Origin of the sequence: Azospirillum sp. B21, from assembly GCF_008364825.1 — a bacterium.
GTDB lineage: Bacteria > Pseudomonadota > Alphaproteobacteria > Azospirillales > Azospirillaceae > Azospirillum.
The window spans coordinates 1-26,644 of the sequence record NZ_VTTO01000020.1; the positions used below are offsets into that span (position 1 = coordinate 1).

At 68.2% G+C, this 26,644-nt stretch carries 26 protein-coding genes, 1 tRNA gene and 1 riboswitch; of the genes, 12 read left to right on the plus strand and 15 right to left on the minus strand.

Translation table 11 applies throughout. The features are described 5' to 3' along the window. Positions 1-340: 340 nt before the first annotated feature. The 4 genes from FZ983_RS28670 to FZ983_RS28685 form a co-directional block, all read right to left on the minus strand. Positions 341-772 carry a DUF1489 domain-containing protein gene (locus tag FZ983_RS28670; RefSeq protein ID WP_149227842.1) on the minus strand — a complete coding sequence of 144 codons (432 nt, stop codon included), beginning with the start codon at positions 770-772 and terminating at the stop codon, positions 341-343. Between the two features lie 76 nt (positions 773-848). Next, positions 849-1,853 (minus strand): potassium channel family protein, encoded by a 1,005-nt coding sequence (locus FZ983_RS28675; RefSeq protein WP_149227844.1) that lies wholly within the window; start codon positions 1,851-1,853, stop codon positions 849-851. 137 nt (positions 1,854-1,990) lie between these two features. Further along, positions 1,991-2,605: a 2-hydroxychromene-2-carboxylate isomerase gene (locus tag FZ983_RS28680; protein ID WP_149227846.1), complete on the minus strand. Its 615-nt coding sequence runs from the start codon at positions 2,603-2,605 to the stop codon at positions 1,991-1,993. 129 nt (positions 2,606-2,734) lie between these two features. After that, positions 2,735-3,448: a response regulator transcription factor gene (locus FZ983_RS28685; protein WP_149227848.1), complete on the minus strand. Its 714-nt coding sequence runs from the start codon at positions 3,446-3,448 to the stop codon at positions 2,735-2,737. A 240-nt stretch (positions 3,449-3,688) separates the two neighbouring features. Between FZ983_RS28685 and FZ983_RS28690 the strand changes: the two genes are divergently transcribed. The 8 genes from FZ983_RS28690 to FZ983_RS28730 all read left to right on the plus strand — a co-directional run bounded on the left by FZ983_RS28690 (position 3,689) and on the right by FZ983_RS28730 (position 10,128). Further along, positions 3,689-3,874: a hypothetical protein gene (locus FZ983_RS28690; protein ID WP_149227850.1), complete on the plus strand. Its 186-nt coding sequence runs from the start codon at positions 3,689-3,691 to the stop codon at positions 3,872-3,874. A 22-nt stretch (positions 3,875-3,896) separates the two neighbouring features. Beyond that, complete coding sequence (locus FZ983_RS28695) at positions 3,897-4,136, plus strand: hypothetical protein (RefSeq protein ID WP_149227852.1); 240 nt, start codon at positions 3,897-3,899, stop codon at positions 4,134-4,136. 110 nt (positions 4,137-4,246) lie between these two features. Continuing rightward, complete coding sequence (locus FZ983_RS28700) at positions 4,247-6,433, plus strand: hypothetical protein (RefSeq protein ID WP_149227854.1); 2,187 nt, start codon at positions 4,247-4,249, stop codon at positions 6,431-6,433. Between the two features lie 158 nt (positions 6,434-6,591). Further along, positions 6,592-6,691: riboswitch (TPP riboswitch) on the plus strand. Continuing rightward, entirely contained in the window at positions 6,683-7,864 is a 1,182-nt protein-coding gene (thiO, locus tag FZ983_RS28705) for a glycine oxidase ThiO (RefSeq protein ID WP_149227856.1), read from the plus strand. It overlaps the preceding riboswitch by 9 nt. Continuing rightward, positions 7,861-8,070 carry a sulfur carrier protein ThiS gene (thiS, locus tag FZ983_RS28710; RefSeq protein WP_149227858.1) on the plus strand — a complete coding sequence of 70 codons (210 nt, stop codon included), beginning with the start codon at positions 7,861-7,863 and terminating at the stop codon, positions 8,068-8,070. The genes thiO and thiS overlap by 4 nt, the downstream gene beginning before the upstream one ends. A gap of 204 nt (positions 8,071-8,274) precedes the next feature. After that, complete coding sequence (locus FZ983_RS28720; protein ID WP_149227860.1) at positions 8,275-9,075, plus strand: thiazole synthase; 801 nt, start codon at positions 8,275-8,277, stop codon at positions 9,073-9,075. A gap of 106 nt (positions 9,076-9,181) precedes the next feature. Next, on the plus strand, positions 9,182-9,625 hold the full coding sequence (locus FZ983_RS28725) for a PaaI family thioesterase (protein WP_149227862.1): 444 nt from the start codon (positions 9,182-9,184) through the stop codon (positions 9,623-9,625). Between the two features lie 29 nt (positions 9,626-9,654). Then, positions 9,655-10,128 carry a hypothetical protein gene (locus FZ983_RS28730; protein WP_149227864.1) on the plus strand — a complete coding sequence of 158 codons (474 nt, stop codon included), beginning with the start codon at positions 9,655-9,657 and terminating at the stop codon, positions 10,126-10,128. Positions 10,129-10,162: 34 nt separating this feature from the next. On the opposite strand, the gene mgtE is transcribed toward FZ983_RS28730, so the two are convergent. Then, a complete protein-coding gene (gene mgtE, locus FZ983_RS28735) occupies positions 10,163-11,605 on the minus strand; it encodes a magnesium transporter (protein ID WP_149227866.1) in 1,443 nt (480 codons plus the stop codon). Positions 11,606-11,974: 369 nt separating this feature from the next. On the opposite strand from mgtE, the gene FZ983_RS28740 reads away from it, so the two are divergent. Then, positions 11,975-12,277, plus strand: a complete 303-nt coding sequence (locus FZ983_RS28740; protein ID WP_149227868.1) for an STAS domain-containing protein — start codon at positions 11,975-11,977, stop codon at positions 12,275-12,277. 115 nt (positions 12,278-12,392) lie between these two features. Here the strand turns inward: FZ983_RS28740 and FZ983_RS28745 are convergent. Further along, a tRNA-Leu gene (locus FZ983_RS28745) sits at positions 12,393-12,477 on the minus strand. A gap of 174 nt (positions 12,478-12,651) precedes the next feature. Here FZ983_RS28745 and lipB point away from each other — a divergent pair. Beyond that, a complete protein-coding gene (lipB, locus tag FZ983_RS28750; protein ID WP_149227870.1) occupies positions 12,652-13,374 on the plus strand; it encodes a lipoyl(octanoyl) transferase LipB in 723 nt (240 codons plus the stop codon). Here the strand turns inward: lipB and FZ983_RS28755 are convergent. From FZ983_RS28755 to FZ983_RS28775, 5 genes are all read right to left on the minus strand, one after another. Beyond that, positions 13,371-13,883, minus strand: coding sequence for a hypothetical protein (locus FZ983_RS28755; RefSeq protein WP_149227872.1), 513 nt, complete (start codon positions 13,881-13,883; stop codon positions 13,371-13,373). The genes lipB and FZ983_RS28755 overlap by 4 nt on opposite strands. Next, positions 13,870-14,739 carry a hypothetical protein gene (locus FZ983_RS28760; RefSeq protein WP_149227874.1) on the minus strand — a complete coding sequence of 290 codons (870 nt, stop codon included), beginning with the start codon at positions 14,737-14,739 and terminating at the stop codon, positions 13,870-13,872. The genes FZ983_RS28755 and FZ983_RS28760 overlap by 14 nt, the downstream gene beginning before the upstream one ends. Positions 14,740-14,811: 72 nt before the next feature. Next, the gene (locus FZ983_RS28765; protein ID WP_149227876.1) at positions 14,812-15,102 is read right to left on the minus strand and encodes an acylphosphatase; all 291 of its coding nucleotides are present in this window, start codon (positions 15,100-15,102) and stop codon (positions 14,812-14,814) included. Then, on the minus strand, positions 15,099-16,847 hold the full coding sequence (locus tag FZ983_RS28770; protein WP_149227878.1) for a long-chain fatty acid--CoA ligase: 1,749 nt from the start codon (positions 16,845-16,847) through the stop codon (positions 15,099-15,101). Before FZ983_RS28770 ends, FZ983_RS28765 begins: the two co-directional genes overlap by 4 nt. A 175-nt stretch (positions 16,848-17,022) precedes the next feature. Then, the gene (locus FZ983_RS28775; protein WP_149227880.1) at positions 17,023-18,144 is read right to left on the minus strand and encodes a serine hydrolase domain-containing protein; all 1,122 of its coding nucleotides are present in this window, start codon (positions 18,142-18,144) and stop codon (positions 17,023-17,025) included. A gap of 184 nt (positions 18,145-18,328) precedes the next feature. On the opposite strand from FZ983_RS28775, the gene FZ983_RS28780 reads away from it, so the two are divergent. After that, the gene (locus tag FZ983_RS28780) at positions 18,329-19,180 is read left to right on the plus strand and encodes a hypothetical protein (protein WP_149227882.1); all 852 of its coding nucleotides are present in this window, start codon (positions 18,329-18,331) and stop codon (positions 19,178-19,180) included. Between the two features lie 22 nt (positions 19,181-19,202). Here FZ983_RS28780 and FZ983_RS28785 read toward each other — a convergent pair whose 3' ends face one another. The 4 genes from FZ983_RS28785 to FZ983_RS28800 form a co-directional block, all read right to left on the minus strand. Then, positions 19,203-20,756 carry a SpoVR family protein gene (locus tag FZ983_RS28785; RefSeq protein WP_149227884.1) on the minus strand — a complete coding sequence of 518 codons (1,554 nt, stop codon included), beginning with the start codon at positions 20,754-20,756 and terminating at the stop codon, positions 19,203-19,205. Positions 20,757-20,824: 68 nt separating this feature from the next. Next, the gene (locus FZ983_RS28790; RefSeq protein ID WP_149228036.1) at positions 20,825-22,117 is read right to left on the minus strand and encodes a YeaH/YhbH family protein; all 1,293 of its coding nucleotides are present in this window, start codon (positions 22,115-22,117) and stop codon (positions 20,825-20,827) included. Between the two features lie 147 nt (positions 22,118-22,264). Further along, positions 22,265-24,211 (minus strand): PrkA family serine protein kinase, encoded by a 1,947-nt coding sequence (locus FZ983_RS28795; RefSeq protein ID WP_149227886.1) that lies wholly within the window; start codon positions 24,209-24,211, stop codon positions 22,265-22,267. A gap of 920 nt (positions 24,212-25,131) precedes the next feature. Beyond that, complete coding sequence (locus FZ983_RS28800; RefSeq protein WP_247884023.1) at positions 25,132-25,575, minus strand: response regulator; 444 nt, start codon at positions 25,573-25,575, stop codon at positions 25,132-25,134. 203 nt (positions 25,576-25,778) lie between these two features. Here FZ983_RS28800 and FZ983_RS28805 point away from each other — a divergent pair, with 203 nt between their 5' ends. Beyond that, a complete protein-coding gene (locus tag FZ983_RS28805) occupies positions 25,779-26,630 on the plus strand; it encodes a DUF4743 domain-containing protein (RefSeq protein ID WP_149227890.1) in 852 nt (283 codons plus the stop codon). The last annotated feature ends 14 nt before the right edge of the window (positions 26,631-26,644 follow it).

Consider the following 26,644-nt stretch of genomic DNA (forward strand, 5'->3'; position numbering starts at 1 on the left):
AGGCCGCAACGGCTACCAACTGCCGCCGCCTGCGCATCCCTTCTCACAACACGGTATGTACTTGTCAAAGAACCCGCAGCACTGAAACGTGCCGCACCGGCCGCTCTTCCGCCTCCCTCTTCGGGGATCGGACCAGAGTGGGCCGGAGGTATTTCGGTCGAAGCCGGAAGGTCGAACCGCTAAGTTGCTGTTTTCTCTTCCGTTTCTCCGTCGGCGCCGCGCTGTCGTTCAGCGCCCCGCCGTCGGTGGACCGGGTTATAGGCGCCCTCCCCCAAACCACGCAAGCGGTTTTTTACCGCCCATTGCACTTTTGTGTTGGCTGACCGGACGGATGGTTCCGTCAGAGCAGGCCGAGCGCCCGCAGTTCCGCCGCCATCTCGGCCGGCAGTTCGTCCCCTGCCCCGCCCGCCGCGGACAGATCCTGGGGAGCCGCTTCCGCCGTCAGATAGCGCCAGCCCTGGAACGGGCGGTGCGCGGTCGGCACGGTCGGGACACGGTCGGCGGAGAGCTGCAGGGTGCAGTAGCTTTCCCCCTCCTCGTCGGTATCGGTGTCGATGGCGAGGATCGGCTGGCGGACCAGGACGCTGCCCTTGATCACCCAGTAGATCGAGCCGCCGGCCAGCAGCTCGTCGCCACGCTTGGGCAGGCGGCGGGTGTAGACGGGGATGCGGGTCTCGCCGCCGGCGGCGACAGTGGCGCGGCGGTCCTGAAGCTCCGCCAGATGGTCCAAGTCGCGGACACCGACGGCGAGCTTGATGAGGTGGAGAGGCATGAAGGCTGTGACGTCTCTGACGTGAAGGACGGAAGAGCCCTTAACATAGCGCGCTATGCGCGATTGTCGCCCGCCTTCAGAGCGGGTCGTTGCGGTCCTGGCGTCCGACCGGCCGGGCATGGCCGATGATGGCGCTGAAGCCGAACAGAAGCAGCAGCACGCCCATGATGATCTCGACACCGCAGATCAGGCGCACCGGGCCGGACACCGGATGGATGTCGCCGTAGCCGACGGTGGCGAAGGTCACGATGGAGAAATAGATGCCCTCGGCGAAGCTGATGTCTCGCCGGACGCCTTCGATGACGAAGTTCGGCTCCGCCATGAAACGGTCCATGATGGTGTAGATGGCGCCGAACAGGATGATGCAGAGCGAATAGAAGGTCAGGAAGGCGAAGGCGGGCAGGACCAAGCGGGCGGATTGCTGGAAGAAGCCTTCGAACAGCAGGCCGGCATCGAGCAGGAAGACCGCGATGTCCCGCGACACCAGCGCCACGATGGCGGCGATGGCCGACATGGCCAGCAGGAAGACGGCACCGACCGCCTGCGCTTCCATGTCCTGTGCCGGCACCAGGAAGGTCAGGGCGCCGATACCCCACACCGGCGCCATCCACAGGAAGATGCGGTCGAAATGGCCGCCTTCCCGCAGGCGCCGCGACATCACGATCCGCCGGATGTCCTCCGCCCGCCACCAAGCGCCGCCCAGAAAGGCGATCAGCGGCAGCACGAAGGCGATGCCCTGGGCCAGCGGGTTGATGTTGTGGAAATTGCTTTCCAGGAAGAAGACGAAGATGCAGGCGTAGACGCCGATGAAATTGGTCAGCGCCAGCGTGAAGAACTGGCTGCCCGGAAACAGATAATGGAAGGCGCCGACCACCAGACCGACCGATCCCAGCAGAACGAAGGTCAGGTTACCCGAGACCGAGCGGATCGACAGCGCAATCAGGCCCAGCAGCAATGCCGTCAGCAACGCGCCGCCCAGCCAGGACTTGGACGCCCCCCGGTTGGCATGGGAACCGGCGGGAGGCGCCGCGGAAGACGGGCTGGCCGTCCGGGGACGGCGGTCGGGAACGATCTGGTCCATGGGGCGGCAAACCGGAACTGGAGCTGGCGCCATCGCCGACGCCGCGACGAAAGTCTTACCCCACACTTATAGCGGTTCGCCCGCCCCAACCGTCAGTGTTTTCCGCAGCTGCGACAAGGTGCGGAGCCTTGCCAGGGTCACCAGCCGCCGGTGGCGAGCCAGCGATCGACCATGTCGAGCCGGTCCCAGCCCCAGAAGGGCTCGCCGTCGACGATGACGAAGGGGGAGCCGAAGACGCCGCGCTCCACCGCATCGTCGGTTTCCGTGCGCAGCCGGTCCTTGACCATCGGATCCTGCAGCGCCGCCGTCACCGCCGCCCGATCGATGCCCAGGCTGCCCAGCGTCCGGCCGGCGATCTCCGCCACCGTTTCGGCCGGACCTATGTCGCGCCCTTCGGCGAAATGCGCATGATAAAGCGCGCGGGCCAGAAGCTTCGCCTGCTCCGGATGTTCGTCGGTCAGCCAGTAGAAGGCGCGCGAGGCGGCGACGCCGTTGACCGGCGCCGAGTCGGGGAAGGTGAAGGGCGCGCCGGTCAGGCGGGCGATGCGGCCGACGTCATGGGTCAGATACTCGCCGCGCAACGGCTGCTGCAGGTTCGGCTTCATGCCAGTCACCTTGAAGATGGCGCCGAGCAGGACCGGGCGCCAGGTGACGGCGCGGCCATGCTTCGCCGCCAGCTCGTCGATGCGCAGGCTGGCGAAATAGCCGTAGGGCGAAGCGAAGTCGAAATAGAAATCGATGGGATCCGGCACGCGCGTTTCCTCTCCGCTGCTTGATCGGGCAGGTTTTGCGGAAAGGTTAACGCGGGCGGGAATCGGCGTCCAGGGGGCGTCTGGGGGGCATCGGAGGGAAGTATGGACCGCTCCCCGGCTCGCGACCGTTCAGACCGTGCGCACCTTGGCGTCGAAGACGTAGCCGGCACCGCGCTCGGTCTTGATGATGCGGGGCTCCTTCGGGTTCGCCTCGATCTTGCGGCGCAGTCGCAGGATCAGCACGTCGATGGAGCGGTCGAACACCTCCGCCCCGTCGACGCGGGTGAGGTCGAGCAACTGGTCGGGGGTCAGCACCCGTTGCGGCCGCTTCACGAAGGCGGCGAGCAGGCCGAACTCCGCCTTGGTCAGCTCCACCTCGCGCCCCTCCTGCCCGCGCAGGCGCTGGGCGGTGAGGTCGAGTTCCCAGTTGGCGAACTGCACGACGGCCCGCAGCTCGTCCGGGTTGCGCGGCGGACGCGCGTCGTTGGAAACGCGGCGCAGCACGGCCTTGATGCGGGCCAGCAGTTCGCGCGGGTTGAAGGGTTTGGTCAGGTAGTCGTCGGCGCCCAGTTCCAACCCGACGATGCGGTCGACATCCTGGTCCTTGGACGACAGGATGATGACGGGGATCTGCGATTCGGTGCGGATCTGACGGACGAGGCCCAGTCCGTCGCCGTCGGGCAGGCGCAGGTCGCAGACCACGAGGTCGACAGGATCGCCGTCCAGGGCCTGCTTGGCCGAAGCGGTGTCGTGCGCCGTGGTGACCCGGTAGCCTTCCCCCGCCAGATATGAGGCCAAAAGCTCCCGAATCGGCTCATCGTCGTCGACCGCGAGAATGTGCATGCCTGTTACCTCCCCAAACCTTCTTATCTCACGCGCGAGCGCCACGCAATGCGTTACAACCCCGTAACGGCCGCCGCTGCCTTGCCCTCCGCGTGAGTTGGTTGAAATCGCGTTCTGCACCGGCGACACAAAATCACCCCTTCACGGACATTAACCAGAAACACGCTGCGGTTTAAATGCCGACCATCGAACAGGGGACGGCCGCGCGCCGGACCAAAGCCGTGATGGGGAAGCACCGCCATGTCGAACGTCGATCATTGCCTGGAGCGTCTGGCCCTGCTCGACCGCGCCGATCGTCTGCTGAACGAGGTGCGGGTCTATGGACAGCACGGGTCGATCCGCGAAACGCTGGCACAGCACCGGCTGCTGCTGGGCGAGGCGAGGCGCCACCTCGACTCGGCGCGCTCGGTCGGCCGGTTCGGCTGACGGACGGCGAGAGAGCGCGACCATGCCCGGCTGCAACGCCCCGGCACCGCTGGCGCCACCCCAGCGCGCCCCGTCCCCGACCGCCAGGACGGCACGGCGCCTGCCCGCCGACGGCAACCGCCGTCCGGCGCAGGAGCGTTGCGCCCACCATTCCCCACACCATACGCCCTGCGGACCGGCCGTCCCGCCCCGTCCGGCCGCGCCGGCTCCCGCACCGCTGTGGCATCTGATGATGGAACGCTGGCTGACGGCCGTGCCCTGACGGCATCCGCCTCATGGCACCCGGTCGCGGGGCTGCGACGCTCTCCCTATTCCCGCCCGATTTCACGCCTAAGCCGGTGATCGGGAGTCACAGAAACGGAGAGACCCATCATGACCCGCGCCATCCTTCTCGCCTCCACCGCCCTTCTGATGGCGGCACCGGGCGCCCTGGCGGCGACCGGAACGGCCGATGGACCTGGTGGCAATGGGCCGGGAAGCGGGCAGCTGGCGCTGACGAGGGTCCTGCTGTCCACCGGCGGCGTCGGTTATTTCGAATATGAGGCGACGGTGACCGGCGACGCCGACCTGTCGCTGGAGGTTCGGCGCGATCAGGTCGACGACGTGCTGAAGAGCATCGTGGTCTATGACGACAAGGGGGGCGTCGGCACCATCGGCCTGCCCGGGGCGGAGCCGCTGGACACCGCCTTCCGCGAGCTGCCCTTCTCGCCCGGCGACCTGACCTCCCCCGCCGCGCTGCTGAGCGCCATGCAGGGCGCGGAGGTCACGGCCGGCGGATCGCACCAGCTGACCGGCCGGCTGATGTCGGTGACCGAGGAGACGGTGCGGCTGCCCGGCAACGACGGCGCCACCGCCACGCGGCACCGGGTGACGCTGATGACCGCCGAGGGCCTGCGCCAACTGGTGCTGGAGGAGGCCGACACGCTGCGCTTCACCGATCCGGCGGTGCAGGCCCAGATCGACAAGGCGCTGTCGGCAGTGGCGGACAATGCCCGGCGCGAACGGCGGCGGCTGACCGTGCACAGCAACGCGCCCCGCGACCCCCAGACGGCCGGCGAGCGCCGGGTCCGCGTCGGCTATGTCGCGGCGACCCCGCTGTGGAAGGCGACCTACCGGCTCAGCCTGGGCACCGACGGCGCCGCTGCACAGAACGGGCAGGCCTCTGATGGAAAGGCCCAGGATGGGAAGGGCGCGCTGCAGGGCTGGGCGGTGCTGGAGAATCTCAGCGGCGAGGATTGGCGCGGCGTCGACCTGACGGTGGTGTCGGGCAACCCGGTCACCCTGCGCCAGGCGCTCTACACGCCTTATTTCGTCGAGCGTCCGGAAGTGCCGGTGGAGGTCCTCGGCCGGGTGCTGCCCAGCGCCGATGAGGGCACGGTGACCCTTGACGAGGCCCGCGCGGCGATGCGCCCGCAGGCCGAGTCTTCGCGCGCCGCGCCGCCGCCGGCCGCTGCCATGGCCGCTCCCGCCCCGGCTCCAATGGCCGAGCCGCTGGCGAAAACCGCACCTTATGGTTCCGCCGCCGGGACGCCGGCCGTCGCCGCCGTGCGCAGTGCCGAGGCCGGGGCCGCCGAGGGCGCCCAGGTGCTTTTCCGCTATCCGCAGCCGGTCAGCGTGCCGAACGGCGGGACCCTGATGATGCCGATCGCCGCGCGCGCCCTGCCGGTGGAGCGGGTGGCGCTCTACCAGCCCGCCAGCGACGGCCGCCACCCGCTGGCCTCGCTGCGGCTGCGCAACGATGGCGACACCGCGCTGCCACCGGGGTTGCTGACCTTCTACGACCGCGCTTCGAAGTCGGATGGAAGCGGCGGCGCGGCCAGCGCCTATGTCGGCGACGCCCGCATGGCGACGCTGCCGGCGGGCGACAGCCGGCTGTTGTCCTTCGCCGTCGATCAGGCGGTGACCATCGACCGCGAGGAGAAGCCGGGACGCCGTCTGTCCCGCGCGACCATCGCCGACGGCGTGCTGACCCTGTCGGTGACCGACCGGCAGAGCACGACCTACACCGTCGCCGGCGCGCCCGACGGTGACCGCAGCCTGATCATCGAGCATCCGCGCCGCCCCGGCTGGGAGCTTGCCGAGCCGGCGGGCGGCAAGCCGGACGCGACGGCCGCCGCCTACCGCCTGCCGCTGGCGGTGCCGGCTGGCAAGACGGTGACGCTGACCGCCACGCTGGAGCGGCCGCGGCAGGAGCGGATCGTGCTGACCGACCTGACGGCCGACCAGATCGCCGCCCGCGCCGACGCGGCCGAACTGCCGGCAGAGGTGCGTCAGGCACTGACCACACTGGCCGGCCTGCGCGCCGCAGTCGCCGAAAAGGAGCGCCGCATCGCCGAGCTGGAGCGCGACCGGGCGGAGCGCATCGCCGACCAGGACCGCCTGCGTGAGAACCTGAAGGCCCTGCCCGCCGGCAGCGACCTGCACAAGCGCACGCTGGCGAAGATGGCAGAGGCCGAAAACCGCCTCGACGCGCTGGCCCGCGACCTGATGACCGCCCGCGGCGAAGCGGAAGCCGCCCGTCAGACCCTGCGCGAGCGGGTGAAGGCGCTGGCGATCTGAGGACGGCGATCGGCGCCTTCGATTCGGGGCTAGGGAGCTTTCAAAGCCATGCCCCGCCTCGGCGGTCCTCATCGAGGGCCGTGGCATGGGGTCGCCCGACCCGATGGGCCGGGCGCCGATTCCGCTTGTAGGGCCAGCGAAACATTGGCATAAGGCAAGCCATAGGCCTGGGGTGCCGTGCGGTGGTCGCGCGGCTGAGAACACACCCATCGAACCTGTCTGGGTAATTCCAGCGAAGGGAGCCGCCGCATGATCCATGCGCCAGATCCGTTTTCTATTTCCGGTTCCGAATCCGGGAGCCGTCCTTCGGTCGCCGTCATCGGCGCCGGCTGCATCGGCCTTGCCATCGCCTGGAGGCTGGCGTCGGCCGGCTGCCGCGTCGATCTGTTCGAACGGGGGCAGGCTGGCCGCGGCGCCACCCATGCAGCCGGCGGCATGCTGGCCGCCTGCGTCGAAACCGAACCGGGCGAGGACGGGCTGCTGCCGCTGACCCGCGCCTCGCAGGCACTGTGGCCGGACTTCGCCCGCGACCTGGAGGCGGCGAGCGGCTTGGCGGTGGACCTGCGCACCGATGGCACCATGGTCATCGCGCTCAACGCCGACGATGCCGCCAAAATCCGCTTCCTGCACGGTTTCCAGCGCGACCTCGGCCTGCCGGTGGAGTGGCTGAGCGGGGCCGAGGTGCGGCGGCGCGAGCCATTCCTGCAGCCGGGCGTTGCCGGTGCGCTGTTCTGTGCCGGCGACCATCAGGTCGACAACCGCAAGGTGGCAGCCGCCCTGCAGCGCGCCGCCCTGGCCGCCGGTGCCCGCCTGCACGAACACTGTGGCGAGGTGGCTCTGGCGGTGGAGGGGGGCCGCGCGGTCGGCGTCCGTGTTGCTGCAACTCTGCACCGGGCCGACCGGGTGGTTCTGGCCGCCGGGGCCTGGTCGGCCGGCGTGCCCGGGCTGCCGCCCGCAGCGAAGCCGCCGGTGCGGCCGGTCAAGGGGCAGATGGTCTGCCTGCGCATGGACCCGCGGCTGCCGCTGCTGCGCCATGTGGTTTGGACACCCGGCACCTACCTGATCCCGCGGCTGGACGGCCGATTGCTGATCGGCGCCACGACGGAGGAGCGCGGCTTCGACGACCGGCTGACCGCCGGCGGCCAGTTCGCATTGCTGGAAGGGGCGTGGCGCGCCCTGCCCGGCATCGCCGAACTGCCGATCGAAGAGGCCTGGGCCGGCTTCCGCCCCGGCAGCCGCGACGACGCGCCGATCCTGGGCGAGAGCGGCATTCCCGGCCTGATCCATGCCACCGGCCACCACCGCAACGGCATCCTGCTGACCCCGGTCACCGCCGACGGCATCGCCCGGCTGGTGCTGACCGGCGAGACCGACCCGCTGCTGCGCCCCTTCGCCGCCGACCGCTTCGTTGCGGCGGGAGCCGCCGCATGAGCGCCCTCCTCCGCGTCAACGGCCAGGAAGAACCGCTGTCCGCCGCGTCGGTCGCCGAGCTTCTGGCCGCGCGCGGCATCGCCGAAGGCACGCCCGGCGTCGCCGTGGCCCTGAACGGCGCCGTGGTTCCCCGCCGCCGCTGGCTTGAGACCCCGCTCCGGCCCGGCGACAGCCTGGAAATCGTCCGCCCCATCCAGGGCGGCTGACCCGTATTTCCCTCTCCCGCGACCGGCTCGGGAAGAATCCCCTCTCCCCCCCGGGGAGAGGGTTAGGGTGAGGGGGGCGCAAGGCGTGGATTCTCGGAATGGCCACGCGGTGCATCCCCCTCACCCCGACCCTCTCCCCGGGGGGAGAGGGGGACTTCCTCGGGCTGGTGGCCTCGGGAGAGGGCCTTCGAAAAGGCTCCCCCCATGTCCCAAACCGACACCCTCACCATCGCCGGGCGTAGCTTCGGTTCGCGGCTGTTCCTCGGCACCGCCGGCTATCCGAACCAGCAGGTGATGCTCGACGCGCTGGAGGCCAGCGGCAGCGAGCTTGTCACGCTGGCGATCCGGCGCATCAGCCTGGACGGCTATTCGGAAAGCCTCGTCGACGTGCTGGCCCGCGCCACCGCCGGGCGGCCCACCGGCCCGGTCGGGCTGCTGCCCAACACCGCCGGCTGCATGACCGCCAAGGAGGCCGTGCTGACCGCCCAGTTGTCGCGCGAGGCGCTGGACACCCCCTGGATCAAGCTGGAGGTCATCGGCGACCGCGAACTGCTCTATCCCGACGTGGAGGAACTGCTGCGCGCGACGGAGGAACTGGTGAACGACGGCTTCGTCGTGCTGCCCTATTGCAACGACGATCCCGTCACCTGCCGCAAGCTGGCCGACCTGGGCGCGGCGGCGGTGATGCCGCTGGGCGCCTTCATCGGATCGGGCCTGGGCATCCGCAACCCGCACGCCATCGAGACGATCTGCGCCCGCAGCCCGGTGCCGGTGGTGCTGGACGCCGGGATCGGCACCGCGTCCGACGCGGCGCTGGCGATGGAGCTTGGCTGTGCCGCGGTTCTGCTGAACACCGCCGTGTCGAAGGCGCGCGATCCGGTGCGGATGGCGGCGGCGATGCGTGACGCGGTTCGCGCCGGGCGCGGCGCCCATCTGGCCGGCCGCATGCCGATGCGCGCCTATGCCGAGCCGTCCAGCCCGCAGATGGGGCTGATCGGCAGCTGACGGCGAAGGGCGTGCCTCTTGCGGTTGTCCAATCGGCCGCTTGATCCGGCGCGGCGGCTGACGCAGGCTGTCGCGCACCGCCCCTCAAGCCGGAGACCTTCCGACCGTGCCCGCCATTTTCGAACCCCGTACCCCCGACTGGAAGGCGCGCTGCCTCGCGTCCTTCGAACAGCAGCCGATCTGCAGGACGCTCGGCATCGAGATGGCGGCGATGGAGCCCGGCTTCTGCGAGATGCGGCTGCCCTTCCGCGCCGACCTGACGCAGCAGCACGGCTTCTTCCATGCGGGCATGGTCAGCACGCTGGCCGACAATGCCGGCGGCTATGCCGCGCTGAGCCTGATGCCCGCCGGGGCGGAGGTGCTGGCGGTGGAGTTCAAGATCAACCTGATGTCGCCGGCCAAGGGCGACGTCATGATCGCCCGCGCCCGCGTGGTGAAGCCGGGCCGCACCCTGGTCATCACCCAGGTCGAGGTGTCGATGCTGGACGGTGGGGTGGAGAAGGACTGCGCCCTGATGCAGCAGACCACCTTCTGCGTGATGCCGAAATGACGGTCCAACCGGTTCGAAAGGGGTTTCCCATGCCGTCCGCAAGCCTGCCGTCCGCCCTCAAGGCCGCCCTTCTGCTGGCCGGAGGCCTCGCGGCTTTTGCCGCAGTCTCCACCCCGGCGGAGGCGAAGGATCCGCCCTCCTGCGCCGCCATCTCCTTCCGTCCGCTGCCGAGCGGCACCCCGGACGGCGAGCAGGAAACCGGCCTCTACAAGTCGCGCTTCGGCAAGATCGAGGTGAAGGCCGACGTGAAGGGCGGTCTGGCCACCAACTATTACATGGTGCTGAACGGCAAGAAGGTGGACGGCCCGGCAACCCCGCCGAAGATGTCGGACGCCTGCCTGAAGTCCAAGCACGTCAAGCTGCCCTTCGCCAAGCAGGCCCAGGGCGCCTGCACCGGCAGCCGTTTCCGCGTCGTCGTCGACCGGTCCGGCGCCAAGCCGGTCGTCGCCTTCTTCGGGCTGCAGGGCGAGGACTGGGCCTACTGCAGCGCCACCACCCTGTAAGGCGCCCCTCTTCCCGGCTTTTTCTGGGGCTGCCCTACAGCAGGAACGCCGACGCCAGCCCCAGGAAGGCCAGGAAGCCGATCACGTCGGTGATGGTCGTCAGGAACACCGCGCTGGACACAGCGGGATCGACGCCCAGCTTTTCCAGCCCCAGCGGGATCAGCGCGCCGCTGAGCCCCGCCACCACCAGATTGATGATCATGGCGAGCCCGATGACGATGCCGATCATCGGTCCGTACCAGACCAGCGCGATCACCCCGACCATCACGGCGAAGATGCCGCCGTTGATCAGCCCGACCAGCAGCTCCTTGCCCACCACCCGCATGGCGTTGGCCGACGACAGGTCGTGCGTCGCCAGCGCGCGGACGACGACGGTCAGCGTCTGCGTCCCGGCATTGCCCCCCATCGAAGCGACGATGGGCATCAGCACCGCCAGCGCCACGATCTGCTCGATGGTGCCTTCGAACATCGAAATGACGCCCGACGCCAGGAAGGCGGTGGCGAGGTTGACGGTCAGCCAGCCGACACGGCCGCGGGCGATGTCGGCGATGCCGCTGAACACGCCGGTGTCGCCCGACCCGCTCAACTTGCGCAGGTCGTCCTCCGCCTCCTCGTCGATGATGCGGACCACGTCGTCGACCGTGATGACGCCGATCAGCCGGCCGGACGGATCGACCACGGGGGCGGAGACCAGGGCATATTGGCGGAACAGGTTGGCGACCTCCGCCCGCTCCATGGTGGCGGGGATGACGTCGACCTCGCCGGTGACCAGATCGGCGATGCGCACGGCCCGGCGCTGGCGCAGAAGGCGCGACAGCGGCACCGCCCCCACCACCCGGTGCATCGGGTCGACGATGAAGATGTCGTAGAAATCCTCCGGCAGCGTGTCGGTCGCCGCCCGGACGAAGTCGATGGTCTTGCCCACCGTCCAGAATTCCGGCACCGCGACCAGCTCGCGCTGCATCATGCGGCCGGCGCTGTCCTCGTCGTAGGTCAGGTTCTCCTGCACCAGGGCGCGTTCGGCGTCGGGCAGGTTCGCCAGGATCTGCGCCCGCGTCTCCGCGTCCAGATCCTCGATCAGCTCGACGGCGTCGTCGGTGTCGAGGTCGGCGACGGCGGCGGCCAGCTCCTGCGGCTCGAACCGTTCGATCAGCGCTTCGCGCAGGTCCGGGTTCAGGTAGGACAGCACCTCGCCGTCCAGCTCCGCCGGCAGCAGGTCGATCAGGTCGGCGCGCTCGGCCGGGTCGGCCTGCTCGATCAGGTCGGCGATGTCGGCGGCGTGCAGCTCCTCCAGCCGCGCCAGAACGGCGTCGCGTTCGCGGGCGCGCAGCAGGGCGACGATCTCTTCCACGAACTCCGGATCGACGCCGTAGGGACGTTCGTCCTCCGCCTCATGGCCCATGGGATGATGTCCATGGGCATGGGGATGGGCGGCGCTGTCCGGCCGCAGGTCCGGCGTGTGGGGATCGGTGTGCATGCCGGCACCCTCCCTTCGACGATGGCAACGCCCGAATGCCGGAATGGACACCGACGGCACGGCAACGGCAACGCGGCTCCGCGACATCGGACGGTGGGCCGGCGGCGTTCGAGGGCGGCGTTCGGGGTTTGCGGGTTGTGGAAGGCCTCCGCGCGGTACCATGGTCCCGGCGCAGAGGACGGGAACTGCACCGGCGGGGGCGCCCCCGACATAGAGGCGCCGCCCCCGTTTGTCCAGCCCGGTCGGGGCGTGGAACGGCCGTTTACGGTGCTTTTCCCACAACACCCCTGGCATCCCCTTGCACCGCAACAACCCTTCGTGTTCCCATCACGGCGTGCCGCATCACGGGGAGAGGGGCCGGACGCGCCTATGGAGTATGCCTTCACCACCGTCGGCGACCGCGACGGCATCCTGCTGTCGGGCCGCTGCACCTACGAGGACGGCAACCGCTTCCACGACATGCTGCGCGATTGGGACTTTGCCGCCAACCCGGTGGTGCCGATCGACCTGCGCTTCGTCACCTTCATCGACTCCGCCGCCATCGGCATGATGTTCATCCTGGCGAACCGCTGCCGCGAGGCCGGCGGCCACATCGTCGCCAGCGGTGCCGCTCCACACATCGTCCGCGCTCTGCGCCGCGCCGCGCTCGACCGCTACATCGAGTTCCGGTGATGCCCGGCACGCCGGCGGCATGAGGCCGGAACACGAAAAAGCCCGCTCGATCTTGCGACCTGCGGGCTTTTCGTCAGTCCCGTATCCCCGGGATGGTCCCATCTGCATGGGAGAGTGGTGCGGTCGAGAAGACTCGAACTTCCACGGGTTGCCCCACAGCGACCTCAACGCTGCGCGTCTACCAATTCCGCCACGACCGCATCAGGCTGGTAGTTCCCGACGTCCGCTTGCGCGCCTCATCGGGTGGAGCGGGTAGATATCAGCTTCCCGACGGTCGATCAAGCGCTACAATCATCGTCCGCGAAGAAAAATTCGGAGCGGCCCTCCGGCCGCTTCGCCGACACTGCAGCCGACACCGCCAGAGACCTTATCGAATGACCCTCCCGACCAGCCTGTCCGCCAGTCATCCCCAGCCCGGCACCGCCGCCCCGCAGCCGATCGAGTGGCGCATTTCCGACGAGCCGGTGCCCTACCCCGACGCCATCGCCGAGATGGAGGCCCGCGTCGAGGCGATCCGCGCCGGCACTGCGCCGGAGATGGTCTGGCTGCTGGAGCATCCGCCGCTCTACACCGCCGGCACCAGCGCGCGGGACGAGGATCTGCTGGAGGCCGACCGCTTCCCCGTCTACCGCAGCGGCCGGGGCGGCCAGTACACCTATCACGGGCCGGGCCAGCGGGTGGCCTACGTCATGCTGGACCTGAAGGCGCGCGGCGCCGACATCCGCGGCTTCGTCCGCGACCTGGAGGAGTGGATCATCCGCACGCTCGCCTCCTTCAACATCAAGGGCGAGCGGCGCGAGGGCCGCGTCGGCATCTGGGTCGACAAGCAGCCCTATGGCGGGCTGAAGGGCCAGGAGGACAAGATCGCCGCCATCGGCGTGCGGGTGCGGCGCTGGGTCAGCTTCCACGGCATCGCCCTGAACGTGGAGCCGGACCTGTCCCATTTCAGCGGCATCGTCCCCTGCGGCATCGCCGAGCATGGCGTCACCTCCATCGTGGCGCTGGGCCAGCTGGTGACGATGGAGGATGTCGACTCAGCCCTGATCGCGGCGTGGCCGGAGGTGTTCGGCGGCGCGATGCGGGGTGAAGAGGCCTAATATTTCTGGAACCCGCCGGCGGCCGGGGTGGTGGCCTGATCGCCGGCGGGGTTCACGCGCGGATCCTGGTTGTCCATCGACTGCACGGTGCAGGCGGTCGAATCGCCGTTGCGGAACAGGTAGATCTTCTTCCGGTCCGCCTTCCGGTCGGGATCGTTCAGGTTCAGCCCGTGGCCGAAGGCGACGCCAAGCACCTCCCCCTTGAAATAGGCGCGGAAGCGCAGCGGCGTGATCTCGGTGAAGCGCAGGGCGGCGCAGTCCCGGCTCAATTCCTTCTCGAACTTGCCGGCCTTGCGCCAATCCTCCTTGGACCGGATCGTCATCCATTGCGGCGGCAGCGGGTACTGCACAATGGGCGGCGCGATGGGCAGGCTGGAGCCCGGCTGCGGCGGCGCCTGATGGCCGGGCTCCGTCCGCTCAAGCGCACCGGCCAGCGCCGGGACAGCGCCCGGAAGCAGCAGCCCACACAGCAGAACGGCGGCGAGAAGGCGCGTTTCAAATCCGGACATCGAACCCACGCTCCTCGATCTCGCCGACCGGCTTTTCCTTCGCCGTCCTCGGTTGGGGAGGCGCTGCGGACGCCGCTTCACCCAGCCGCCCGGAGAGCGACAGGGTCAGCTCCAACGTCCCGCGTTCCTCCTCCGGCGCGCCCAGCGGCGACAGGGTCAGCGTGCCTTCCAGCCCTTGCGGCGCCTTCGCCATCGCTTGGGACAACATGTCCATGACGCTGCCCAGATCGTCGATGGCGACCCGGTCGGTCGCGACCGTCAGCCCCTTGCCCGGCCGGATGGCGGAGCGAAGGACGCCGAGCACACCCGCCAGCCCCTCCCCCTTGCCTTCCGACGGCACCCAGGCCAGCATCAGCACAGCGTCGTCCAGCTTCACATCCACTTGTCCATCGGCCAGGGCAAGGCCGATCCCGCTCAACTCGACCGCCACATCCTGCCGGCCACCTTCCGCCAGCGGCCGCAATTCGCCTGTCCGTCCATCCAGCGCCGCAACGGCAGCCCGGCGCTCCGCGTCGCCGAACCGGTCGACCAGCGCCCTCTCCACGCCATCGGTTCCGTCCATGCCGAAGGCGGCCAGCAGCCGGCCCAGGTCGCGGGCCAGCGCCTGGATCGCCGGTTCCAGCCGGTCGGCAAGATCGACGCCCGACGGTTCGGACGGCCGCGCCGGCGCATCCTCCGCCGCCTGCGGCTCCAGGCTGAGGCGGATGGCCGCGTCACGCCCAGGCACGGCCGTAGCCTTCGGTGCCGGTGCAGCCTTGGCACCGCGCACGGCCTTGCCCTTCGCCTCCGCCGCCTTGGCGAAGACGCCGGTGAGCATGGCCTTCATGCCGGCCACATCCGGCTTCCTTGCGGTCATCCTGGCGGTTCCTCAAACCACGGCGACAGCCAGCATGCCGCCGTCATGGTTAGCGGAACGCTAATGCGGACCTCACGCCGTCGGCCGCTGTTCGAAGCCGGCCATGCCGGGGTCCTGCTCCGGTTCGGATACCACGTCGCGGACGATGGCCGAGGGCGGGCCGCGGCGGCAGGACTCCAGCATGCGGTCGACGGCGTCGGCGGGGCCGGCGAACAGCGCCTCCACCGTGCCGTCGCTGCGGTTGCGGACCCAGCCGGTCAGACCCAGCCTGCCCGCGGTATCGACGGTCCAGCCGCGATACCACACGCCCTGCACCTTGCCCTGGACGCGGACGCGCACCGCCTTTCGCCCGGCGCCGCTCATGCGGAACCGCCAGTCGCCGCGGCGGCGTCACGCTTGCTCTGCTCCTCGTCCAGCAGGGCCTTGCGGGACAGTTTTCCGATCATCGTCTTGGGCAGCTCCCGGCGGAATTCCACGACCTTCGGCATCTCGATGGGCGACAGCTTGTCCTTCAGGAAGGCGTGCAGCTCCTCGGCGGTCAGGCTCTGCCCCTCGTCCAGCCGGACATAGGCCTTCACCGTCTGGCCGCGATACTCGTCCGGCATGCCGGCCACCACGCATTCGGCGACGGCGGGGTGCAGGTAGATCGCCTCCTCCACATTGCGCGGATAGACGTTGAAGCCGCTGCACAGGATCATGTCCTTGATGCGGTCGACGATGGTGGTGTAGCCGTCCTCGTCCATCACCCCGACATCGCCGGTGTGCAGCCGGCCGTCGACCAGCGTCTGCGCCGTCTCGTCCGGCCGGCGCCAATAGCCCTTCATCACCTGCGGCCCGCGGATGCAGACCTCGCCCTTCTCGCCGGGCGGCAGCACGCGGCGCGGCTCCTCCAGGCTGACGATCTCCACGATGGTGCCGGGCAGCGGCAGGCCGATGGAGCCCTTCTTGTCGCTGTGCAGCACCGCCGGGTTCACCGTGGCGACGGGGGAACTTTCCGACAGGCCGTAGCCCTCGACCAGCGTGCAGCCGGTGGTGCGCTCGAACGCCTCCTTCACCTCCAGCGGCAGCGGCGCCCCGCCCGACATGCAGAAGCGGATGGAGGACAGGTCGAAGTCCTTCAGGTGCTTGTGGTGGTTGATCGCCGTGTAGATGGTGGGGACGGCGGGGAACAGGGTGATCCGCTCCTTCTGCAGGGTGCGCATCACCTGCTCCAGCTCGAAGCGTGGAAGCAGGACGATCTCCGCCCCCAGATGCAGGCCGAAATTCATCACCGCGGTCATGGCGAAGACATGGAACAGCGGCAGCACGCCCAGCATGCGTTCCTGCCCGTCCTCCTCGCCCTCGCCGGGCTTGCGCTCCTTCGCCGCGTACCAGGTCGCGCACTGGATGGTGTTGGCATAGAGGTTGGCGTGGGTCAGCATCGCGCCCTTCGGCACGCCGGTGGTGCCGCCGGTGTATTGCAGGACTGCCACGTCCTCGCGCGCGTCGATGGCGACCGGCACCGGCCGGCCATCGTTGGCGATCAGCCGGGCGAAGGGGATGTGGCGGTCGTCGCGCGGGACCGCCGCGATCTCCGCCTTCTTGGCGATGGGGAACAGCCAGTTCTTCGGGAAGGGCAGGATATCGGCCATGCGGCAGATCACCAGCCGCTTCAGCCCGGTCTCGGCCAGCATCCGCGCCATCTTGTCGTACAGCAGCTTCAGGTCCAGCGTGACTATCAGGTCGATGTCGCTGTCGCCGATCTGGTGGACCAGTTCGCGTTCGGCATAGAGCGGGTTGAAGTTCACCACCGTGCCGCCGGCCTTCAGGATGCCGAAGAAGGCGATGACGTAATAGGGCGTGTTGGGCAGGAACAGCCCGACCCGCGTGCCCTTCCCCACCCCGATCGCCTGGAAGCCGCGGGCGGCGCGGTCGACCAGCTGCCCCAGCTCGCGATAGCTGGTGCGTTTGCCCAGGAAGTTCAGGCAGGACTTGGCGCCATGGCGGGCCACGGCACCGTCCAGCAGCTCCGTCAGCGGCCGGACCGGGATCGGCATCGCCCAGTCCACCGTCGGCGGGTAGGAAGCCAGCCATGGATGGTCGGGCAGTGTGCGGGCGGCTTCTCCCATGCGCGATTCCTCCCCAATATTCGTTTCCGGATACCGGTTTCCCCCGGCTCCGCCACACCCCGAAGCCTACGCTGCAGAGTGGAGGATTGTCCCCTGGAGAGGAGATGGTTACGCGCAAAGTCCGAACAAGCGGGGGGAACCAGCGGGAGATGAACAGAGGGATGCGGACGCCCGCCTAACGCCCGTTTCGCAGACGGTGCAGCACCTCCACCGCCATCCATTCGGCGAGGTTCCCATCCTCGCCGTCCAGGAAGACGGCAACGGAAACCGGAATCGGCCCCGGCGAGTGGTAGGCGACCGGAGTCACCCCCGGACCGCCGCCGGTGTGGCCCCAGTAAGGTCCGGCCGCCGGGTCCAGCTCCATCATCAGGCCCAGGCCATAGGACGGTTCCACCCAGGGCCGGCCGGCCATCGGTCCGCCGACCGGCAGGGCATCGCGCATCCGCCGCAGCAGCGCACCCGGCAGATAGTCCTCGCTCAGGCCATGGACGAGGCGGCAGGCATCGGACACCGTCATCGCCACCACCCCATGCGCCACCCAGCCGGGATGATAGGCCGCCGCCACCGGCCGGCCGCCGAAGGTCGGGCTTGGCCCGAAGAACAGTCCACTCAGGTCGGACCGGTCGCGCAGCAGCGCCGCGCTGGACAGGCCGAGCGGGGCGAAGACCTCGCGCGCCAGCATCTCCGCCAATGGGAGGCCGCCCGCCCGCTCCAGCAGCCGGCCGACCAGCAGGTAGCCGATGTTGGAATAGGCGAAGCTGCCGACCGGCGGACCATCAGTTCCTCCGATCACACCGCAGTGGGCCAGGAATTCGTCGCCGCTCCACGGCTCGCCGCCGGCGGCGACGGCGGCGTGATAGTCGGCCCGCCCGCCATAATCGGGCAACCCGGCCCGGTGCATCAGAATCTGGGCGACGGTGACCGCCCCCGGCCGGCCCGCCAGCTCGGGCAGCCAGCGCTCCGCCGGCCCGTCCAGGTCGACGGTGCCGCGCGCGGCCAGCCGCAGCACAGCGGCGGCCAGGATGGTCTTGGTCAGGCTGTAGACCAGGGCACGCCGCTCCGCCGGATCGCCGCCTCCCTTCCCATCGCCTTCCTTCTCGCCACGCACCGCGCGCCGCCGCAGCACCAGCGTGCGCAGAGGCTCCGCATCGCCGCCGCGCCCGCGGAGGATGGAGACCAGTGCGGTGCCGGCAGGGGCAGCCCTCGGGCTCTCCTCCTCCAGCAGGCCGGTCAGGGCGGCCCTCAGCAGCGCCAGGTCCATATCGGTTTTCGCCGCGTTGCTGTCGTCCTTGCCCATCGCCCGCTCCCGCCCGCTTGTCCTGCTTGTCGTCACCGATAAGAAGGCTGTTTCGCGGCAAAAGGAAATCCGGTCCGCTCCCACTGGGGCGCTCCGCAAGTGGGCCGTTAACCACAACTGGCAGCTGTTGCCTGCCGGTCACCTGAGCTATCCTTGTGCGACAGCCCCTGTGGAGGGCCGGGCCATGCCCGTGATGGACGCCGACCAGCGCCGTAAATTGGAAGACCAACTGCTCCGCAAGGCGGAGGAGTCGATCCGGACCCTGCGCCGGGAGGCGGAAGCCGGCGACCCCGCCCGTGTCGACGCGCTTGCCGAAGGGCTGGCCGGGCTGCTGAAAACTCGCGAATTTCCCAGCCTGCGCGCCGCCGAGTTCCGCGAACTGGCCCGCGCCATCCAGCGCGGCGCCTATCAGCGCAGCGTCGATTCGCTGCTGGTCCAGGCCGAACGCTGCGGCCATCGCGGCGACGAGAAGGGGCGCAACGCACTGCTGACCCGGGCCAAGGACCATTTCGCCAAGGCCCTGCGCTTCGGCGCCGACGACGAGTTCCGCCACGGCGTCGAGCGGCGCGTGCAGGCCACGCTGATGACCAGCAAGGACGGGGTGGACGAGCGCACCAAGCAGGCGGCCAAACGCAAGCTGGACCAGCACGACGTCGGCGCCAAACCGCCGAACGGCATCGAACGCCGCCGCTCCATCCGCTACATGGACCCGGTCCTGGTGGTGGAGGCGGAGGGCCGGCGCTGCCGGACGATCAACTGGTCGACGCGCGGCCTGCTGGTCGATCTGCCGCCGGAGGACTTCGCCCACGCCGTAGGCGACAAGCTGCGGCTGGAGCTGCATTGCCCGGACATACCGGAAGTGGCCGGTACAGACAAAGCAAGCCACCCCATCGGCGGCCGCCAGATCGCCCATGTGGTGCGGCTCGACCCCGACCGCCGGGCGGTGGCGCTGTCCTTCCCGGACATCAGCACCGTCGTGCTGGACCTGACGCACGCGATGAAGGAGGCGGGCATCAAACCGGAACCGGAACGATGACCGCCGTCCGTCATGTCTCCGGTTACACCACCCCGACTCCGCTCGGCGCGGTGACGGCGTGTTCCTTCAGGATCGCCTCGGAGATGGCCGACACCTCGATCAGCTGCACCTCGTAGCCCCAGAGATTGGCGATGTGGCGCAGCACCGCCTTGGCGTCGCTCTCGTCCAGCAGCACGCCATTGGTGACACGGTGTTGCAGGATCAGCTTGCGGTCGCCGGCAAGGTCGACGTCGACGATCTGGATGTCCGGCTCCAGATAGCCCAGGTCGTACTGGCGGGCCAGCTTCTTGCGGATGTCGCGGTAGCCGCGTTCGTTGTGGATGTGATCGACCAGCAGATAGGGGTCTTCGGCGTCGTCACGCACGCTGAACAGCTTCAGCTTCCGCATCAGGTGCGGGCTGAGATACTGCAGGACGAAGCTCTCGTCGCGGAAGTTGGCCCAGGCCTCGCGCACCGCCGCCATACCGTCGCCGCGCCCGGCGAGGTCGGGGAACCACTGGCGGTCCTCGTCGGTCGGCTTCTCGGCGATGCGGGCGATGTCCTGCATCATCGCAAAGCCCAGCGCATAGGGGTTCAGGCCGGAGAAGCGCTTGTCGTCGAATTCCGGCTGGAACACGACGGACGTGTGCGAGTGCAGGAACTCCAGGAAGGCGCCTTCGCTGATCTGGCCGGTCTCGTGCAGTCGACTCATGATCTGGTAATGGACGTAGGTGGCGCAGCCCTCGTTCATCACCTTGGTCTGTTTCTGCGGATAGAAATACTGGGAGATGTGGCGGACGATGCGCAGGATCTCGCGCTGCCAATGCTCCAGCCGCGGCGCCTTCTTTTCCAGGAAATAGAGGATGTTCTCTTCCGGCAATCCCAGCAGCTTCTTGCGCTCCGACACCGACTTGGCGGGGCGCTGGCCGGCGGTCGGCTTCGGCACCGTGCGCCACAGATCGTTGAAGGTCTGGTCCTGATATTCCTGCCGCTCGCGCTCGCGCCGCTGCTCGGTCCGCAGGTCGGAGCGCTTCTTCGGGTATTTGTGGACGCCCTGGCTCATCAGCGCATGGGCGGCGTCCAGCACCCGCTCCACCGCGGCATGGCCGTAGCGTTCCTCGCAATGGGTGATGTAGGTCTTGGCGAATTCCAGATAGTCCAGGATGCCCTGAGCATCGGTCCATTGCTGGAACAGCTGGTTGTTCTTGAAGAAATGGTTGTGGCCGAAGGCGGCGTGGGCGATCACCAGCGTCTGCATCGTCATGGTGTTCTCTTCCATGATGTAGCTGATGCAGGGGCTGGAGTTGATGACGATCTCATAGGCCAGACCGCGATAGCCCTTGCGGTACATCATTTCGTCGCGGGCGAAATGCTTGCCGAAGGACCAGTGCTTGTACATCAGCGGCATGCCGATGGACGAATAGGCGTCGAGCATCTGCTCGGCGGTGATGACCTCGATCTGGTTGGGATAGACGTCGAGGCCCATCTCCTTCAGCGCGATATGCTCGATGGCGTCGTAGACGCGCTTGATCTTGTCGTAATCCCACTCGACGCCGTCATACAGCAGCGCCTCGGGTCTGGTGATCACAGCGGTCATTCTCGATCTCCCCCTGCCGCCCCCCTGCCCCCTATACGGGATGGTGGCGGTGATTTCCTTATGACCCCTTACGCCCCTGCCTTCTCGCGGGCGAACAGCTCGCGGAAGACCGGGAAGATCTCCCGGCGGGAGCGGACGCGGCGCATCGCCAGCGGGCGTTCCGGGCTCTGCACCTGCTTGTAGGTGCGCCACAGTTCGGTCTCGCGGCCCAATGCCGACAGGCCCATGTTGTGTTCCGCCGCCACCTCGATGTAGGCGAAATACTGGCACATCGGCAGGATGACGTCGCGCAGCAGGGTCGCCGACTTGGCGTTGTCCGACGACATGTTGTCGCCGTCCGACGCCTGGGCGGCGTAGATGTTCCATTCGCTGTCCGGGTAGCGCTCCTGCACCACCTTCTGCATCTCCTCCAGCGCGGTCGACACCACGGTGCCGCCGGTCTCGGTGGAGTAGAAGAAGGTTTCCTCGTCCACCTCCTTGGCCTCGTGGGTGTGGCGGATGAAGACGATGTCGACCGAGCGGTAGCGCCGACGCAGGAACAGGTACAGCAGCATGAAGAAGCGCTTGGCCAGATCCTTCATGTGCTCGGTCATCGAGCCCGACACGTCCATCAGACAGAACATCACCGCCTGGGCGATCGGCTTCGGCACCGATTCGAAGCGGTTGTAGCGGACGTCGATCGGGTCGATGAAGGGGATGCGGCGGGACCGCAGGACGATGTGTTCCAGCTGTTCGCGCAGCGCCTGGATCTGCTCGGCGTCCTCGCCGGCCTCCTCGGCCTCGCGCAGCATCTCCTCAAGCTCGCGGATCTCGTCGCGCTTGGGGCGCTTCAACGCGATGCGGCGCGACAGGCTGTTCCGCATGGTGCGGACAAGGTTCAGGTTGGCGGGCGATCCCGACACCGAATAGCCGGCCCGCGTCAGCGAGTGCGATTCCGATTGCTTGACCTTCTGCTTCACCAGATCGGGAAGCTCCAGATCCTCCAGGAAGATGTCCAGGAACTCGTCGCGCGACAGGACGAAGCGGAACTCGTCCTCGCCCTCCCCGTCGGCGCTGCCCTCGCTGCCGCGGCCGCCACCGCCGCCGTCCGGGCGCTGGATGGTGTCGCCTTCCACATATTCCTTGTTGCCGGGCACGACATAGTCGCGCACCCCGCCCTGGGAGGCGCGGTGGAAGGAGGGTTCGCGCACCCCGCCGGCGGCGATCGTCACCTTCTCGCCGTTCTCGATATCCTGGATGCCCCGTTTGCCGGAGGCGTCGCGGACCGCCTTGACCACCTGTTCCTTGGCACGGCGCAGGAACCGCTGGCGGTTGGCCAGGCTCTTGCCCTGCGGGTTCAGGCGACGGTCGATGATGTTCATCAAGGGGATGGCCCTCCCACCCGTTTCGTCACGCGGCCTTCGAACTCTGACAGCATTCTATGACAGTGGGGTTGCCGCGGGGCGTTGCAACACCCCGCCCCGCGGCAATTACGCGCCCCCGCAGCCTGCTGAAGCAGTCTACCGAACTCAGCCCGCCTGCTTGACCCGCATGTACCACTCGACCAGCCGGCGGACCTGCCGCTCGGTGTAGCCGCGCGTCATCATGCGGGTGACGAACTCGGTGTGCTTCTTCTCGGTCTCGCCGTCCTTCTTCGAGCCGAAGCTGATCACCGGCAGCAGATCCTCGACCTGGCTGAACATCCGCTTCTCGATGACCTCGCGGATCTTCTCGTAGGAGGTCCAGGACGGGTTGCGCCCCGCATTCGCCGCCCTCGCCCGAAGGGCGAACTTGACCACCTCGTTGCGGAAGTCCTTCGGGTTGGCGATGCCCGCCGGCTTCTCGATCTTGGTCAGTTCCTGGTTCAGCAGCTCGCGGTTCATCAGCTGCCCGGTGTCGGGATCCTTGAAGTCCTGATCCTCGATCCAGGCATCGGCATAATCGACATAGCGGTCGAACAGGTTCTGGCCGTAGTCGGAGTAGGATTCCAGATAGGCCTTCTGGATTTCGTTGCCGATGAACTCGGCATAGCGCGGGGCAAGTTCGGCCTTGATGAACTCGACGTATTTCTTCTCCGTCTCCTCCGGGAACTGTTCGCGCCGGATCGCCTGTTCCAGCACATACATCAGATGCACCGGATCGGCCGAGATCTCCGTCGAGTCGTAGTTGAAGGTCGAGGCGAGCACCTTGAAGGCGAAGCGGGTGGAGATGCCGCCCATGCCCTCGTCGACGCCGCCCTGGTCCTTGTACTCCTGCATCGACTTGGCCTTGGGATCGGTCTCCTTGACGCTTTCGCCGTCATAGACCCGCATCTTGCTGTAGACGCTGCTGTTCGGATGCTCGCGCAGGCGCGACAGCACCGAGAAGCGGGCCAGCATCTCCAGCGTCGCCGGAGCGCAAGGCGCCGTCGCCAGATCGGAGCCGTTGACCAGCTTCTCGTAGATCTTCTGTTCCTCCGCCACCCGCAGGCAGTAGGGAACCTTGATCACGCAGATGCGGTCGATGAAGGCTTCGTTGTTCTTGTTGTTCTTGAAGGTCTGCCACTCTGCCTCGTTGGAGTGGGCCAGGATCACGCCCTGGAAGGGGATGGCGCCGATGTTCTCGGACCCGACATAGTTGCCCTCCTGCGTCGCGGTCAGCAGGGGGTGCAGCATCTTGATCGGCGCCTTGAACATCTCGACGAATTCCAGCATGCCCTGGGTCGCCCGGTTCAGGCCGCCGGAGAAGCTGTAGGCGTCGGGATCGTTCTGGCTGTAGATCTCCAGCTTGCGGATGTCGACCTTGCCGACCAGGGACGAGATGTCCTGGTTGTTCTCGTCGCCCGGCTCGGTCTTGGTCACGCCGATCTGGCGCAGCTTGCTGGGATGCAGCTTCACCACCTTGAAACGGTTGATGTCGCCGCCGAATTCGTCGAGGCGCTTGACCGCCCACGGGCTCATCAGCCCGGTCAGGCGGCGCTTCGGGATGCCGAAGCGTTCCTCCAGCTCGTCGCCGATCTCGTCCGGGTTGAACAGGCCGAGCGGGCTTTCGAAGATCGGGCTGATCTCCTTGCCGGCCTTCAGGACATAGATCGGGCACTTCTCCACCAGCGACTTCAGCCGCTCGGCGAGAGAGGATTTGCCGCCGCCGACCGGGCCCAGCAGGTAGAGGATCTGCTTGCGCTCCTCCAGCCCCTGCGCCGCGTGCCGGAAGAAGCCGACGATCCGTTCGATCGTCTCCTCCATGCCGTAGAACTCGGAGAAGGCGGGATAGACCTTGATGGTCCGGTTCATGAAGATGCGGCCCAGGCGCGGGTCGCGGGCGGTGTCGACCACCTCCGGTTCGCCGATGGCGGCCAGGATCCGTTCGGAGGCCGAGGCGTAGGACATGGGGTCGTCGCGGCACAGCTGGAGATAGTCCATCAGGGACATCTCGGTTTCGCGGCGGGTCTCGTAATTCTGCGTGTAGCGCGTGAACAGTTCGTCGGCCGGGAACATTCGTCGCTCCGTCTTATCTGGTCCGATGCGCCGGGGCGCCGCCGGTGGCTGCGGCGGCAGGCCGCGGCGCATGCCGCGATCCAAGGGGCACTCCAGGGAAGACGCGGACCTCGTCGGGTCCACAGCCTCCCCGCTCAGCGGTAGAAGCCAGCGGTCTGATGTAAGGAACGGTCCTGTGAAGGCCGGGAGCCGTCCGTCCTGCGACGCGGCAACCCCCGAACGAGTCATTTTTGAATGTAATGCTCCACCTAGAGCTTTCCAGGCACTCAGGCTCCATAGCCGGAAAGCCCGCTGTGGAGCCGGCCTCTGCCATAGGACCTAGGTCCCACGGCCAGTGTTGGTGCGGCGAGCGCACCCGTTCAATCTGCGCGCGTATCGGCCGCGCATGCGGAAGGTTCGGCGCAAGAAAAAAGACAGTATCGGAGAGAGACGGCGTGAAACCGGCGGCAATCGTCGTTGCCCATCCAGTCGGGGAGAGTAGCCCTTCGAGATTCGACCCGCTGCGGTTCGATCGGGCGCTCTTGATCACGCCATCGGCCTCCTCAGGAAAGCGCGCCGCCTCGACCAAGCACGGCGCAGGGACTTACCGTCGATGCTGAGCTCCAAACCTTAACAAAATCCAGTAAGGGGAATTGCGGTCGGCCTCATCGCAGGACCGGGGCACCGCAACACCTCTTAGAGATCATGTTGCGTCCCAATCGTCCCCATCAACAAGGCGGAAATTGGGTGATGATGGGGCACCCATTGGGCGCGGTGGAAGGTTACCGTTCGATTGCCGAACTGTTTCAAGCACTTGGCAGGCATGCCACAGAATGGGAATTTTTTGGGCATGGGCGGCGCCGGTCGCGGACTGCCGCCGAAGCGGGCAATCGCAGGTCGTAAAGCGGACTTTCGGACAATAACCCTCAGGCGGGCAACCGTCAGACCGGCAGCGCCGCTCTCATCCCATCGGACAGCGCGACGCGCAGGCTGGCCGGGGTGACCGGCTTGGCCAGGACCAGCGCGGCACCGCTGGCGCGGGCCGCCGCTTCGCGGTCGTCGTCGACGCGGCCGCTCATGAAGACGACCGGCAGGGAACGGCTGCGGGACTCGGGGCTGGCGCGCAGCGCGCGGACGAAGCCGAAGCCGTCCATCGGCTGCATCTCCACATCGCACAGCACCAGATCGGGGGCATGGGCGGCGACGGCGGCCAGCGCCGATTCGCCATCGGCGGCCTGATGCACCGCCTGGACGCCCAGGGTGCCGAGCATCTTCGCCAGCACCATGCGGGTGAAGGATTCGTCCTCGACCACCAGGACGGACAGGGCGCCGAAGGGCGTCTCCGTCTCCTGCGCAGCCGCGCCCTCAGCCGATCGGTCCGCCACCACGCCCCGCCCTTTCGCTGCGCGACCGCCCGGCGGCCGGCGCCGGCAGTCATTTCGTCTCTGAACCTGTGTACGATGGCAACCAGAGCGGCGCAAGATGCCCGAATTGTTCGGCCCGGAACGCCCTGGAGCGGGGTGCCCTGGAGCGGAGTGCCCAGGATGAGCGGTTGCACCACCACCCCAGCCCCATTTAGATGGACACCATGAGCTTCCTCGATCACATCCGCGCGTGCAACGCGCACGATCTGTCCGGCTTCCGCCCCTTCGAGCTGGACGGCCATACCGTAGGCTGGGTGCGGCATGCCCTGGCCGAGGCGCTGCCCGGCGTCGATCCCGGCTTCGTCGTCACCCCCGACCGGCTGAGCATCGCCCCCGAGATCCGCGACTTCGAGGCGCGCTCGACCCTGCTCGACCATGCCGCCGCCTATCTGGTCGAACAGGGAACGGTGAAGGCACTGCGCGGGGAGTATTACCCGGTCCTGCCGCGCTGGGGGGCAGAGCCGCTGGCCCGTCTCGATCGCGCCGCCGTCGGCGCCTTCGGCATCGAAGCCTTCGGCCTGCACATCAACGGCTATGTGCGCGACGAATCCGGCGGGCTGCTGCTGTGGGTCGGCCGGCGCGCCCGCGACCGCGAGGTGGCGCCGGGCCAGCTCGACAACCTGATCGCCGGCGGTCAGCCGATCGGCCTGACGCTGGCCGAGAATCTGGAGAAGGAGGCGGCGGAAGAGGCCGGGCTCGATGCGGAGACCGCGCGGCGCGCCGTGCCGGTCGGCGCCATCAGCTACACGATGGAGACTCCGGCCGGGCTGAAGCGCGACCGCCTGTTCGTCTACGACCTGGAGCTTCCGCCCGGCCTCACCCCGGTCAACACCGACGGCGAGGTGGAGGTCTTCGAACTCTGGCCGCTGGACAAGGTGGCGGAGTCGGTGCGCGGTACCGGCGACTGGAAGTTCAACGTCAACCTCGTGGTGACCGACTTCCTGATCCGCCACGGCTGGCTGACCCCGGAGAACGACCCCGACTATCTGGAGATCGCCTGCGGCCTGCGCCGATAGGCGGAACGGCCCTC